Below are 13,750 nucleotides of genomic sequence, written 5' to 3' on the forward strand. Positions count from 1 at the left end.
ACCCGCCCCCCCCCGCCCCCTCCGCCGTGGTGGTGGGCCGCCCCCCCCCCGGGGGGGGCGGCCCCCCCCCCCCCCCCCCGCGCCCCCCGGGGGGGGGCGCCCCCGCCGGGGGTCCCGTGCTCAGGGCCGGGCCGCCAGCCCGTACCGGTGCTCCGGCCGCCCGGTGTCGCCGTAGCGCAGCGTCAGCCGCAGCCGGCTGTCCCGCTCCAGCTGCTTGAGGTAGCGCTGCGCCGTCGAGCGGCTCAGCCCCGTCCCGTCGGCGACCTCCTGCGCGGACAGCGGCCGGCCCGCCCGGCGCAGCACCCCGAGCACCAGGTCCGTCGTCGGTGCCGAGTGGCCCTTCGGCAGCGCCCCGGCCGGGGTCGCGGCGCTGCGCAGGGTCGCGAACAGCCGGTCCACCTCGTCCTGGCCCGCCTCCCGCGCCGCCGGACCGGCCAGCGCGTGCCGCAGCTGCGCGTACGCCGTGAGCTTCTCGCGCAGCCCGGCGAACGTGAACGGCTTGACCAGGTACTGCAGCGCCCCGTGCTGCATCGCCGCGTGCACCGTCGACACGTCCCGGGCGGCCGTCACCATCATCACGTCGCACGCCACCTGCCGCTCCCGCAGCCGGCGCACCAGGGCCAGGCCCGTCTCGTCCGGCAGGTGGTGGTCGAGCAGCAGCAGGTCCACCGGACGGCGCTCCAGCGCCGCCAGCGCCTCCCCGGCCGAGTGCGCCGTGCCCGTCACCCGGAAGCCCGGCACCTTCGCCACGTAGGCGGCGTGCACGTCCGCGACCCGGAAGTCGTCGTCCACCACGAGTACGTCGATCATCACGCCTCCACGAGCCGAGCGGTGAGCAGGGCCTCCGGCAGCTCGACCGTGAACCGGGCGCCGCCCAGCGGCCCCGCGTCGAGCACGATCCGGCCGCCGGTGCGTTCCACCAGCCGCCGCACCATCGCCAGCCCCAGCCCGCGCGGACGGTGCGCGGGCGCGTCCTTGCTGCTCCACCCCTCCTCGAAGACCTGCTCGCGCAGCTCCTCCGGCACGCCCGGGCCGCTGTCCGCGACCTGGAGCAGCAGCGTGGAGCCCGCCGCGGCCAGGGTCACCTCCACCCGGCCGCCCCCGCCCGGTGCCAGCGCGTCCACCGCGTTGTCGACCAGGTTGCCGAGCACCGTCACCAGCGCCCGCGCGTCCACCACCGCGTCCGGCAGGTGCGCCGCCGGGGCCAGCACCAGCCGCACCCCGCGCTCGCCCGCCACCGCGGACTTGCCCGCCAGCAGCGCCGCCACGTGCGGGTCCTGCACCTGCTCGGCGATCCGCGCCGCGACCGCCGCGTGCGAACCGGACTGCTCCGAGATGAACGCCACCGCCTGCTCGTGCCGGCCCAGCTCCAGCAGGCCCAGCAGTGTGTGCATCCGGTTGGCGTGCTCGTGGTCCTGCGCCCGCAGCGCCTCGGTCAGGCTGCGGGTCGTGTCCAGCTCCCGCACCAGCGACTCCAGCTCGGTGCGGTCGCGCAGCGTCACGACCGCGCCCTCGGCGGTCGCCGTCCGGTTCACCACGAGGACCCGGTCGTCCCGGACGGCGGGCAGGTCCGGGCCGGTGATCCGCCCGGCCAGCACGTCCGCCAGCCGCCCCGGCGGCAGCACCTCGTCGGTGCGGCGGCCGGTGCAGTCCGGCGGCAGGCCGAGCAGCCGCACCGCCTCGTCGTTCGCCAGCCGGATCCGGCCGTGCTCGTCCAGCGCCACCATGCCCTCGCGGATGCCGTGCAGCATCGCCTCCCGCTCCACCAGCAGCGCCGAGATGTCGGCCAGCGCGATGTTGTGCGTCCGGCGCTTGAGCCGCCGGGCCAGCACCAGTGTCGCGACCGTGCCCGCGGCCAGGCCGGCGCCCGCGCACAGCAGGATCCCGGTCAGCATCTTCAGCAGCCGGCGGCGGATCGAGTCGTCGCTGATGCCGACCGACACCTCGCCGACGATCCGCCCGTCCGCGAGCCGCAGCGGCACCTTGCCGCGCGCGGTGCGGCCCAGCGTGCCCTGCTGGATCGCGGTGACGCTGAGCCCGCTGAGCGCGGGCTCCGGGTCGGTGCTGACCCGGTGGCCGATCCGGTCCGGGTCGGTGTGCGAGAGCCGGATCCCGTCCAGGTCTGTGACCACGACGAAGCTCGCGCCGGTGGCCAGGCGGATCTGCTCGGCGTTGCGCTGGGCGGTGGCGGAGTCCCGGGCGGCGGCGGCCCGGGCGATCACCTCGTCGGTGGCGGTGGCCTGGGCGATGGACAGGGCGCGCTGCATCGCGTCGTGGTCGAGCTCGCTGCTGACCGGGGCGAGGAACAGCCCGGCGGTCACGGCGGTGACACCGACGGTGACGACGGTCTGGCTGAGCAGCAGCTGCGCGAAGACCCGGCGGGGCCAGCGGGGGAGCTTCATCCGGGCCTCCTCTCGGCGGCCGTGGGGGCGTGGGGGCGGCGTGGGGGTCGTACCGGGGGCGGACGGGGGTCGGGACACCCTACGTTTCCGGCGTGTTTCTGTCAGCCGCGTCCCCGCAGTTGTAGCGGAAGCAAAACGAGCAGAACACCCCTCAACGCGGAGAAGCCGCACTACGCGGAGAAGGCTCCCGCCGGGGCCCGGCCCGCTCCTACCTTCTCGGGGCAAGCACTGACCCGGGAGGTCACACATGAGCGAGCGCAGCGAGCGAATCATCAAGAGGTGCCGGTCCTGCGAAGCACCTGCCGAGCGAAGCGAGGCGGGGGCATGAGCAAGACCCCGGCGATCGAGCTGTCCGGCGCGACCAAACGGTTCCGCACCCCCTCGGGGGCGCTGCACACCGCCGTCCGCGATCTCGATCTGACCGTCGCCCAGGGCGAGTTCGTCGCCGTCGTCGGCCCGACCGGCTGCGGCAAGTCCACCACGCTGACGCTGGTCAGCGGCCTGGAGGAGCCCACCGAGGGCGAGGCCCGGGTGTACGGGGAGCCGGTCCGCGGGATCCACCCCCGGGTCGGGTTCGTCTTCCAGCAGGACGCCGTCTTCCCCTGGCGCACCGTCCTGTCGAACGTCATGGCCGGCCCCCGCTTCCGGGGCGTGCCCGCCGCCGAGGCCAGGGAACGGGCCCGGGACTGGCTCGGCCGGGTCGGGCTCGGCGCCTTCGAGGACCGCTACCCGCACCAGCTGTCCGGCGGCATGCGCAAGCGCGTCGCGCTCGCCCAGACCTTCGTCAACGACCCGGACATCCTGCTGATGGACGAGCCGTTCTCGGCGCTGGACGTGCAGACCCGCGCGCTCATGTCCGACCAGCTGCTGGAGCTGTGGGCCGGTACCGGCTCGTCCGTCGTCTTCGTGACCCACGACCTCGACGAGGCCATCGCGCTCGCCGACCGCGTGGTGGTCATGACCGCCGGTCCGGCGACCGTCAAGGAGATCTTCACCGTCGACCTGCCGCGACCGCGCACCGTGGAGGCCGTCCGCCTGGAACCGAGGTTCGTCGAGCTGTACCGCGAGATCTGGGCCTCGCTCGGCGAAGAGGTGCGCATCACCCGGGAGAGAGGAGCGGGTCGTGCCGCTTGAGACCGCGTCGGCCGTGCCTGGTGCACCGGCCGTCCCCACCACGAGGACCGAGGCCCGCGAACGGGCCGCGCGCAACCGGAAGCTGGGCGTGTACGGCGCCCGGTTCGCGGTGCTCGTCGCCTTCCTGGGCCTGTGGGAGGTGTGCGCCCGGACGGAGGTCATCGACCCGTTCAACTTCTCCCAGCCGTCGCGGATCTGGGACCAGATCCGGCAGTGGATCACCCACGGCACCGCCCAGGGCTCGCTCGGCGAGCAGATCGGCTACACCCTCTACGAGGCCCTCTCCGGCTGGGTGATCGGCGTCGTCGCCGGCGTGCTGCTGGGCATCGCGCTCGGCCGGATCCGCTTCCTGGCCGACGTGTTCGGACCCTACGTCAAGGTGCTCAACGCGATCCCGCGCATCGTCCTCGCACCGATCTTCCTGATCTGGTTCGGCCTCGGCCCGGCCTCCAAGGTCGCCTCCGCCGTGGTGCTGGTGTTCTTCCCGGTGTTCTTCAACGCCTTCCAGGGCGCCCGCGAGGTGGACCGCAACCTCGTCGACAACGCCCGGATCCTCGGCGCGGACAACCGCAAGGTCACCCTGCAGGTCGTCATCCCGGCCGCCACCACGTGGATCTTCACCAGCCTCCACGTCAGCTTCGGCTTCGCGCTGATCGGCGCCATCGTCGGCGAGTACATCGGTGCCACCAAGGGCCTCGGCCTGCTCGTCGCCGCCGCCCAGGGCACCTTCAACTCGGCCGGTGTGTACGCCGCGATGACGATCCTCGCCGTCGTCGCGCTGCTGACCGAAGGCCTGCTGACCTTCGCCGAGAAGAAGCTCTTCCGCTGGAAGCCCGCCGACGCGGGCGACGGCCGCTGAACCCCCCCTCGTCCGCAGTAGAGAGGCACCCCCCACCCATGCGCCCGAACCCGACCGGCAGAGCCGCTGCCGCCGCCCTCGCCGCCGCCCTCCTCCTCCCGCTCTCCGCCTGCGCCAACGACGCCGCCACGTCCGCCCACGGCGCCGCCGCCCCGGCCGGCCGGCAGGTGGACGGACCCAAGGTCAAGATCATGGTCGGCGGCCTGGACAAGGTCATCTACCTCCCCGCGATGCTCACCCAGCGGCTCGGCTACTTCGCCGACGCCGGCGTCAACGTCGAGCTGCTGACCGAGCCCGCCGGCGTCAACGCCACCACCGCCCTGCTCGCCGGCGACGTCCAGGGCGCCGTCGGCTTCTACGACCACACCATCGACCTCCAGGCCAAGGGCAAGAACGTCGAGTCCGTCGTCCAGTTCGCCCAGGCCCCCGGCGAGGTCGAGCTCGTCTCCGCCAAGCAGGCCGACGCCATCAAGTCCGGTGCCGACTTCAAGGGCAAGAAGCTCGGCGTCACCAGCATCGGCTCCTCGACCGACTTCCTCACCAAGTACCTCGCGGTCAAGAACGGCGCCTCCGTCAGCGAGTTCAGCCCGATCGCCGTCGGCGCCGGCCAGACCTTCGTCGCCGCGCTCCAGCAGGGCAGCATCGACGCCGGGATGACCACCGACCCGACCGTCGCCAACGTCCTCGACAAGGGCCTCGGCAAGATCCTCTACGACATGCGCACCCCCGAGGGCTCGCGCCAGGCGCTCGGCGGCCTCTACCCGTCGTCCTCGCTCTACATGGCCACCGACTGGGTGGAGAAGAACAAGGACACCACCCAGAAGCTCACCAACGCCTTCGTCAAGACCCTCAAGTGGATGTCCACGCACACCCCCGAGGAGATCGCCGCGCAGATGCCCGCCGACTACGCGCAGGGCGGCGCCGAGCAGTACGCGGCCGCGATCAAGTCGACGCTGCCGATGTTCACCACCGACGGGGTGATGCCGGCCGACGGGCCGAAGACCGTCCTCGCCGTGCTCGCCGCGTTCCACCCGGACGTGAAGGGCAAGGAGGGCTCGATCGACCTCTCCCGCACCTACACCACGGAGTTCGTCGGCAAGGCCACCGGCTGACCCCGAACAGGCCGCCGGCTGACCCCGGACCGGTCCGGCGGTCCCGCGCTCACCCCCACGGGCGCGGGGCCGCCGCTTCCGGCCGCCCGGGTCGCCGCCTCGGGGCGCCCCGGTCTCAGACGCCCCGGACGCTCAGCACGTCCATCCGCGACGGCGTGCCCTCCGCCTTCCCGCAGCTCTCCGGACGCGGCGGCTCGCTCCGGCCCTCCAGCACGTCCGCCTCCCACGCCCGGCCGTCCGCGTGCAGCACCGTGACCAGCCAGCGGCCCTCGCCGTCCGGCCGCTGCAGCACGGTCAGCGCGTCCACCCGGGTCTCGCCGATCGCCAGCCGCACCGCGTGGTCCGCCGCCTGGCCCGGACGGTCCCAGCCCGAGCAGCCCCGCGACCACTCCGGCACCATGTGCCCGGCCGCCGTCGCCGCCAGCACCTCCTTGGCCGTCTCCGCCGTCAGCCGACCGTACGCGTAGCCGGACGGCAGCACCAGCATCGTGGGGGAGAAGCGGTGGCCGCCCAGGTGCGTCACCTCCCACACCTCGCTGTGCCCGGCCGCCGCCAGGTCCGCCGCCAACGGCCGGCCCAGCAGCGCGCAGCAGCGGTCGCGCCGCCCGTTCGTGCACACCAGCGCCACCGGGCCGCCCACGTGCTCCGCGCCGAAACCCGCGTGGTCGCCAACGCCCAGCGCCGCGAAGTCCAGGCCCAGCAGCTCCGCCGGATCGGCCACCGCGGCCCGGCGCACCCAGCCGCGGCCCGGCACCGTGTGCGCCACGATCACCTCGTGCCGCGCCGTCGGCAGGCAGTCCGCGTGCCGGCCCGGCCGGCGGATCAGCGCCACCCGCACGCCCGTCCCGGCCGCGGCGGCCTCCAGCGCGTGCCCCGTCTCCGCGTCCAGGTGGCTCTCGCCCAGCGCCTTCGCGCCCCACGGCCCGTTCTGCTCCACCAGCAGCCAGGTGGTCGCCACCGCCGCCGTGGCGGCCAGCGGCTCCGAAAGTTCACGCGACCGCGTCGCACAGGTGCTCACGCGGGCAAGGCTACCCTCAGCCCTCCGGGCCGCCCCCTCGCGTCGCGGCACGGCCGACCGGCCCCCCAACGGCGGAGGAGGGGCACCCGACGGGCACCCCTCCTCCGCTCACCCGGCCGTACCGGCCGCGCTGATCACGCCGGCCGCGCCGGTCACGCCGGTCACGCCGGACCCGCGACCACCGCGATCGGCGTCGTCACCGGCGTACCCGAACCGTCCCGGCGCGGATCCCGCTCCGGCAGCTCCACCGGCGCGCCCTTCGCCGTCGCCGCCCGGGCCGGCACCGCACCCGCCCACGCGAACGTCAGCAGGTCCTCACCGCGCAGGAACCGCTGGCAGCGGACACCGCCCGTCGCCCGGCCCTTGCGCGGGTACTGCTCGAACGGCGTCACCTTCCACGTCGACTGCTCCTCGCCCGTCAACGTGCCCGACGCACCCGCCACCGACACCACCACCGCGTCCGCCGCCGGATCCACCGCCGTGAACGACAGCACCCGCGCCCCGTCCGCCAGCTTGATCCCCGCCATGCCACCCGCCGGACGCCCCTGCGGACGCACCTGACCCGCCGGGTACCGCAGCAACTGCGCGTCCGACGAGATGAAGACCAGGTCCTCCTCGCCGGTGCGCAACTCCACCGCACCCACCAGCTCGTCACCCTCCTTGAGGGCGATCACCTCGAATTCGTCCTTGTTCGCGGGCCACTCCGGCACCACCCGCTTCACCACGCCCTGCACCGTGCCCAGCGCCAGCCCCGGCGACGACTCGTCCAGCGTCGTCAGCGCCAGCGCCCGCTCACCCGCCTCCAGCCGCAGGAACTCCCCGACCGCCGCCCCGCCCGCCAGCGTCGGCGACGGCGTCGGCGGCAGCGCCGGCAGATCGATCACCGGCAGCCGCAGCACCCGGCCCGCCGACGTCACCACACCCACGTCCGCCCGCGCCGTCGCCGGAACCGCCGACACGATCACGTCGTGCTTCGCCCGCGCCTCCGACAGCTCGAACGGCTCCCCGTCCGCCGTCCGCGCCAGCAGACCCGTCGACGACAGCAGCACCCGGCACGGATCGTCCGCCACCTCCAACGGCACCGTCAGCGCCGCCGACGGCACCGCGCCCGCCTCCAGCAGCACCGTGCGCCGCTCCGTCCCGAACTGCTTGCCCACCGCACCCAGTTCGGACGACACCACACTGCGCAGCTTCGCGTCCGACTCCAGGATCTCCGTCAGGTCCGCGATCTCCGACAGCAGCTTCGCCTGCTCCTGCTCCAGCTCCACCCGGTCGAAACGCGTCAGCCGGCGCAGCGGCGTGTCCAGGATGTACGCCGTCTGCGTCTCCGACAGCGAGAAGCGCTCCATCAGACGCTCCTTCGCCTGCCCCGCGTTGTCGCTCGACCGGATGATCGCGATCACCTCGTCGATGTCGACCAGCGCCACCAGCAGGCCCTCGACCAGGTGCAGCCGCTCCTGCCGCTTGCGCCGGCGGAAGTCGCTGCGCCGCCGCACCACCGTGAACCGGTGGTCGACGTACACCTCCAGCAGCTCCTTCAGCCCCAGCGTCAGCGGCTGGCCGTCCACCAGCGCCACGTTGTTGATGCCGAACGTCTCCTCCATCGGCGTCAGCTTGTACAGCTGCTCCAGGAGCGCCTCCGGCACGAAGCCGTTCTTCACCTCGATCACCAGCCGCAGCCCGTGCACGCGGTCGGTCAGGTCCTTGACGTCCGCGACGCCCTGCAGCTTCTTCGCGTTGACCAGGTCCTTGATCTTCGAGATGACCTTCTCCGGGCCGACGTTGTACGGCAGCTCCGTCACGACGATGCCCTTGCGGCGCGCCGTCACCGCCTCCACCGTCGCCGTCGCCCGGATCTTGAACGTCCCGCGGCCCGACTCGTACGCGTCCCGGATCCCCGCCAGGCCCACGATCCGCCCGCCCGTCGGCAGGTCCGGACCCGGCACGAACCGCATCAGCGTGTCCAGGTCCGCGCTCGGGTGCTTGATCAGGTGCCGGGCCGCCGCCACCACCTCGGACAGGTTGTGCGGCGGCATGTTCGTCGCCATGCCCACCGCGATGCCCGTCGCACCGTTCACCAGCAGGTTCGGGAACGCCGCCGGCAGCGCCAGCGGCTCCTGCTCACTGCCGTCGTAGTTCGGCCCGAAGTCGACCGTGTCCTCGTGGATCGACTCCACCAGCGCCATCGCCGCCGGCGTCAGCCGCGACTCGGTGTACCGCATCGCCGCCGGCGGGTCGTCGTTGCCCAGCGAACCGAAGTTCCCGTGCCCGTCGATCAGCGGCAACCGCATCGAGAACGGCTGCGCCATCCGGACGACCGCGTCGTAGATCGACTGGTCACCGTGCGGGTGCAGGCGACCCATCACCTCGCCCACCACACGCGCGCACTTCACGTGCGCGCGCTCCGGACGCAGGCCCATCTCGTTGGCCTGGTACAGGATCCGCCGGTGCACCGGCTTCAGACCGTCCCGCGCGTCGGGCAGCGCGCGCGAGTAGATCACCGAGTAGGCGTACTCCAGGAAGGAGCCCTGCATCTCGTCCACGACGTCGACATCGAGGATCCGCTCCTCGAAGTCTCCGGGCGGCGGGGTCTGCGAACTGCGGCGGGCCATCGCGGCGGGGCTCCCTTACGTCTCGCTTGCGCTGTGTCTCGGTCAGTCTCTGTCGCCATGCCGGCTGCCCCCGTCAACAGGGCGCGGCGCCCCCATTGTGGACCCTCGCACCGACACTCCCGGCCAGCGCCCCTCTTCCGCCCCTGGCGAACGCCCCCTCCGCGCGGACACATCCACGCCCCTCGCGCGTTGCACCACAATGGGGGACGCCACACGAACCCCGACATCGACGACGGGAAGGACCCGAGCGCATGGCCAACCCGGCCCCCGCCTCCAGCCGAGGCATCGCCATCACCGAGCACCGCCTGGAGAACGGCCTGCGCGTCGTCCTCTCCGAGGACCACCTCACCCCGGTCGCCGCGGTCTGCCTCTGGTACGACGTCGGCTCGCGCCACGAGGTCAAGGGCCGCACCGGCCTCGCCCACCTCTTCGAACACCTCATGTTCCAGGGCTCGGCCAACGTCTCCAACAACGGCCACTTCGAGCTCGTCCAGGGCGCCGGCGGCTCGCTCAACGGCACCACCAGCTTCGAGCGCACCAACTACTTCGAGACCATGCCCGCCCACCAGCTGGAGCTCGCCCTCTGGCTGGAGGCCGACCGCATGGGCTCCCTCCTCGCCGCACTCGACGAGACCTCCATGGAGAACCAGCGGGACGTCGTCAAGAACGAGCGCCGCCAGCGCTACGACAACGTCCCCTACGGCACCGCCTTCGAGAAGCTCACCGCGCTCTCGTTCCCCGACGGCCACCCGTACCACCACACCCCCATCGGCTCCATGGCCGACCTCGACGCCGCCACGCTGGAGGACGCCCGCACGTTCTTCCGCACGTACTACGCGCCCAACAACGCCGTCCTCTCCATCGTCGGCGACATCGACCCCGAACAGACCATCGCCTGGGTCGAGAAGTACTTCGGCAGCATCCCCGCCCACGACGGCAAGCAGCCCCCGCGCTCCGGCGAACTCCCCGACACCATCGGGCGCGAACTGCGCGAGGAGATCCACGAGGACGTCCCCTCCCGCGCCCTCATGGCCGCCTACCGCCTCCCGCACGACGGCACCCGCGAAGCCGACGCCGCCGACCTCGCCCTCACCATCCTCGGCAGCGGCGAATCCAGCCGCCTCTACAACCGCCTCGTGCGCCGCGACCGCACCGCCGTCGCCGCCGGCTTCGGCCTGCTCCGCCTCGCCGGCGCCCCCAGCCTCGGCTGGCTCGACGTCAAGACCTCCGGCGACGCCACCCTCCAGCAGATCGACACCGCCGTCGACGAGGAACTCGCCCGCTTCGCCGCCGAAGGCCCCACCCCCGAGGAACTCGAACGCGCCCAGGCCCAGATCGAGCGCGAATGGCTCGACCGGCTCACCACCGTCGCCGGCCGCGCCGACGAACTCTGCCGCTACGCCGTCCTGTTCGGCGACCCCAAGCTACTCAACGACGCCCTCCCCAAGGTCCTCGACGTCACCGCCGAAGAGGTCAGGGCCGTCGCGAAGGCCCGACTCCACCCCGACAACCGGGCCGTCCTCGTCTACGAGCCGACCACGGCCGACACCGACGCCGCTTCCGACGCCGCTTCCGAAGAGGAGGGTGCCGCCGCATGAGCACCGACTACGTCCCCGCCATGACCTTCCACCCCCAGCCCCGGCCCGGCACCCCGAGCCCCTGGGCCTTCCCCGCCCCCGAGCGCACCGCCCTCGCCAACGGCATCACCGTCCTGCACTGCCACCGCCCCGGCCAGCAGCTCGTCGCCGTCGAGGTCCTCGTCGACGCCCCGCTCGCCGCCGAACCGGCCGGCCTCGACGGCGTCGCCGCCATCCTCGCCCGCGCCCTCAGCGAAGGCACCGACACCCTCACCGCCGAGGAGTTCGCCGGCGAACTCGAACGCGCCGGCGCCACCCTCGACGCCCACGCCGACCACCCCTGCATCCGCGTCTCCCTCGAAGTCCCCGCCTCCCGCCTCCAGCGCGGCCTCGCCCTCCTCGCCGACGCCCTGCGCGCCCCCGCCCTCCCCGAGGACGAGATCGAGCGCCTCGTCGCCAACCGCCTCGACGAGATCGTCCACGAGCAGGCCAACCCCGCCCGGCGCGCCGCCAAGGCCCTCTACGCCGAACTCTTCGACGCCGCCGACCGCCTCTCCCGCCCCCGCAGCGGCACCGCCGACACGGTCAAGTCCATCGACCGCGCCGCCGTCAAGGCCTTCTACGACGCCCACGTCCGGCCCGCCACCAGCACCGTCGTCGTGGTCGGCGACCTCACCGGCGTCGACCTGCCCGCCCTCCTGGAGAGCACCCTCGGCACCTGGACCGGCACCCCCGCCGCGGCCTCCGTCCACGCCCCCGTCACCGCCGACGACCACGGCCGCGTCGTCATCGTCGACCGGCCCGACTCCGTCCAGACCCAGCTCCTCATCGGCCGCATCGGCCCCGACCGCCACCACCCCGACTGGCCCGCCCAGACCCTCGGCACCTACTGCCTCGGCGGCACCCTCACCTCCCGCCTCGACCGCGTCCTGCGCGAGGAGAAGGGCTACACCTACGGCGTCCGCTCCTTCGCCCAGCCGCTGCGCTCGGCCGCCGACGGCAGCGGGCGCGCGCTGCTCGCCATCAGCGGCTCGGTGGACACCGCCTCCACCGCCCCGGCCCTCAAGGACGCCTGGACGATCCTGCGCACCCTCGCCGCCGAGGGCCTCACCGACGCCGAGCGCGACGAGGCCGTGCAGTTCCTGGTCGGCGTCGCCCCGCTCAAGTACGAGACCGCGGGCTCGGTCGCCGGCACCCTCGCCGACCAGGTCGAGCAGCACCTGCCCGACGACTACCAGGCCGAGGTCTACCGCCGGCTCGCCGAACTGCCCACCGCCGAGGCCACCGAGGCCGTCGTCGCCGCCTTCCCGCCGGACCGGCTGGTCACCGTGCTGGTCGGCGACGCCGCCGTGATCGCGGACGACGTGCGGAAGCTCGGCATCGGCGAGGTCACGGTCGTCAGCTGACCCTCTCCGGTGCACGGCAGGCCCGTTGGAGCGATCGCCGCTCCGGCGGGCCTGCCGCGTTTTTAAATCCGTTGCGGGCCGCGGCCGTTCCGTGGATAGATGTTCCCCGGCACAGACGTACGAAGTCTGACTCTGACGAACGAAGGGAGGCGGTCACCATGCGGGTCGAGCGAACCATACGACGACGCTCCCCAAGGCCGCTCTCCCCCTGTGCCCTGGGCGCCTGAGCCCCCTTTTCTGGTCTTCCCCGAGCCGCGCCGGGATCTGTTCGCGTGCGGCAACTTCCTGTGAACCAAGCGACCTTGGAGGTCGAACACCCATGTCGTACACCGAAGTGCCCGGAATCCGGGTTCCCATCCGGATGTGGACCGACCCGGCCACCGTCGAGGGCGAGGCCATGCAGCAGCTGCGCAACATCAGCTCCCTGCCCTGGCTCCACGGCCTCGCCGTCATGCCCGACGTCCACCTGGGCAAGGGCGCGACGGTCGGCTCCGTCATCGCCATGAAGGGCGCCGTCTGCCCGGCGGCGGTCGGCGTGGACATCGGCTGCGGAATGAGCGCGGTGAAGACCTCCCTCACCGCCAAGGACCTCCCGGACGACCTGTCCCGCCTCCGCTCCAAGATCGAGCAGGCCATCCCGGTCGGCCGCGGCCTCCACACCGACCCGGTCGACCCGCGCAAGCTCCACGGCTTCGCGACGGCGGGGTGGGACGACTTCTGGCAGCGGTTCGACGGTGTGGCAGATTCGGTCAAATGGCGTCGCGAACGTGCCATGCAGCAGATGGGAACGCTCGGAAGTGGGAATCACTTCTCGGAAGTGTGCTTGGATGATAGTGGGACTATCTGGCTGATGCTGCACTCCGGATCGCGCAACATCGGCAAGGAGCTGGCTGAGCATCACATGGGTGTCGCTCGCTCGCTGCCGCACAATCAGGGGCTGGTGGACCGGGATCTCGCAGTCTTCATCGCGGACACGCCGCAGATGGCGGCCTACCGCCAGGACCTCTTCTGGGCCCAGGAGTACGCCAAGAACAATCGTGCGGTGATGATGGCGCTCTTGCAGGACGTCGTCCGCCGCGAGTTCCCCAAAGCGAAGGTCACGTTCGACGAGGTCATCAGCTGCCACCACAACTACGTTGCGGAGGAGAGCTACGACGGCGTCGATCTGCTCGTGACCCGCAAGGGTGCGATCCGGGCCGGCTCCGGCGACTACGGAATCATCCCGGGCTCGATGGGCACCGGTTCGTACATCGTCCGCGGCCTCGGCAACAAGGCGGCGTTCAATTCGGCCTCGCACGGCGCCGGTCGCAAGATGAGCCGGACCGCCGCGAAGAAGCGGTTCACCACGCGCGACCTGGTCGAGCAGACCAAGGGCGTGGAGTGCCGCAAGGACAGCGGCGTCGTCGACGAGATCCCGGGCGCGTACAAGTCCATCGAGAAGGTCATCGAGCAGCAGAAGGACCTCGTCGAGGTCGTCGCCCACCTGAAGCAGGTCGTCTGCGTCAAGGGCTGACACCGGCGGTCGGCAATGCGGAGAGGGGGGGGGGGGGGGGGACCAGGTGCGGACAGCGCGCCGCGCGCGCAGGGGCGGCCCGCCGCGGGGGGGCGGGGTGTGTGGGGGGGTGGGGGC

10 protein-coding genes are annotated in these 13,750 nt (G+C 72.8%); 6 read left to right on the plus strand and 4 right to left on the minus strand.

Annotation, left to right across the window (positions count from 1 at the left end; genetic code table 11):
• Positions 1-120 precede the first annotated feature (120 nt).
• The gene (locus ACFV4G_RS13025) at positions 121-810 is read right to left on the minus strand and encodes a response regulator (protein WP_380439528.1); all 690 of its coding nucleotides are present in this window, start codon (positions 808-810) and stop codon (positions 121-123) included.
• The gene (locus tag ACFV4G_RS13030; RefSeq protein WP_380439530.1) at positions 810-2,402 is read right to left on the minus strand and encodes an ATP-binding protein; all 1,593 of its coding nucleotides are present in this window, start codon (positions 2,400-2,402) and stop codon (positions 810-812) included. The genes ACFV4G_RS13025 and ACFV4G_RS13030 overlap by 1 nt, the downstream gene beginning before the upstream one ends.
• 324 nt (positions 2,403-2,726) lie before the next feature.
• On the opposite strand from ACFV4G_RS13030, the gene ACFV4G_RS13035 reads away from it, so the two are divergent.
• The 3 genes from ACFV4G_RS13035 to ACFV4G_RS13045 are packed head-to-tail and all read left to right on the plus strand — an operon-like array spanning position 2,727 to position 5,507.
• Positions 2,727-3,536, plus strand: coding sequence for an ABC transporter ATP-binding protein (locus tag ACFV4G_RS13035; protein ID WP_380439532.1), 810 nt, complete (start codon positions 2,727-2,729; stop codon positions 3,534-3,536).
• On the plus strand, positions 3,526-4,395 hold the full coding sequence (locus ACFV4G_RS13040) for an ABC transporter permease (protein WP_380439534.1): 870 nt from the start codon (positions 3,526-3,528) through the stop codon (positions 4,393-4,395). The genes ACFV4G_RS13035 and ACFV4G_RS13040 overlap by 11 nt, the downstream gene beginning before the upstream one ends.
• A 38-nt stretch (positions 4,396-4,433) precedes the next feature.
• Positions 4,434-5,507, plus strand: a complete 1,074-nt coding sequence (locus ACFV4G_RS13045) for an ABC transporter substrate-binding protein (protein ID WP_380439536.1) — start codon at positions 4,434-4,436, stop codon at positions 5,505-5,507.
• Positions 5,508-5,622: 115 nt separating this feature from the next.
• On the opposite strand, the gene ACFV4G_RS13050 is transcribed toward ACFV4G_RS13045, so the two are convergent.
• Both ACFV4G_RS13050 and ACFV4G_RS13055 read right to left on the minus strand, forming a co-directional pair.
• Positions 5,623-6,525: a sucrase ferredoxin gene (locus ACFV4G_RS13050; RefSeq protein WP_380439538.1), complete on the minus strand. Its 903-nt coding sequence runs from the start codon at positions 6,523-6,525 to the stop codon at positions 5,623-5,625.
• Positions 6,526-6,686: 161 nt separating this feature from the next.
• On the minus strand, positions 6,687-9,137 hold the full coding sequence (locus ACFV4G_RS13055; RefSeq protein WP_380439540.1) for a DNA topoisomerase (ATP-hydrolyzing) subunit A: 2,451 nt from the start codon (positions 9,135-9,137) through the stop codon (positions 6,687-6,689).
• A gap of 251 nt (positions 9,138-9,388) precedes the next feature.
• Here ACFV4G_RS13055 and ACFV4G_RS13060 point away from each other — a divergent pair, with 251 nt between their 5' ends.
• The 3 genes from ACFV4G_RS13060 to ACFV4G_RS13070 all read left to right on the plus strand — a co-directional run bounded on the left by ACFV4G_RS13060 (position 9,389) and on the right by ACFV4G_RS13070 (position 13,633).
• Positions 9,389-10,735 carry a M16 family metallopeptidase gene (locus ACFV4G_RS13060; RefSeq protein WP_380439542.1) on the plus strand — a complete coding sequence of 449 codons (1,347 nt, stop codon included), beginning with the start codon at positions 9,389-9,391 and terminating at the stop codon, positions 10,733-10,735.
• A 20-nt stretch (positions 10,736-10,755) separates the two neighbouring features.
• The gene (locus tag ACFV4G_RS13065; RefSeq protein WP_380439584.1) at positions 10,756-12,120 is read left to right on the plus strand and encodes a M16 family metallopeptidase; all 1,365 of its coding nucleotides are present in this window, start codon (positions 10,756-10,758) and stop codon (positions 12,118-12,120) included.
• Between the two features lie 319 nt (positions 12,121-12,439).
• Positions 12,440-13,633 carry an RtcB family protein gene (locus ACFV4G_RS13070; RefSeq protein WP_380439544.1) on the plus strand — a complete coding sequence of 398 codons (1,194 nt, stop codon included), beginning with the start codon at positions 12,440-12,442 and terminating at the stop codon, positions 13,631-13,633.
• Positions 13,634-13,750: the final 117 nt, after the last annotated feature.

Source organism: Kitasatospora sp. NPDC059747, assembly GCF_042732955.1.
GTDB lineage: Bacteria > Actinomycetota > Actinomycetes > Streptomycetales > Streptomycetaceae > Kitasatospora.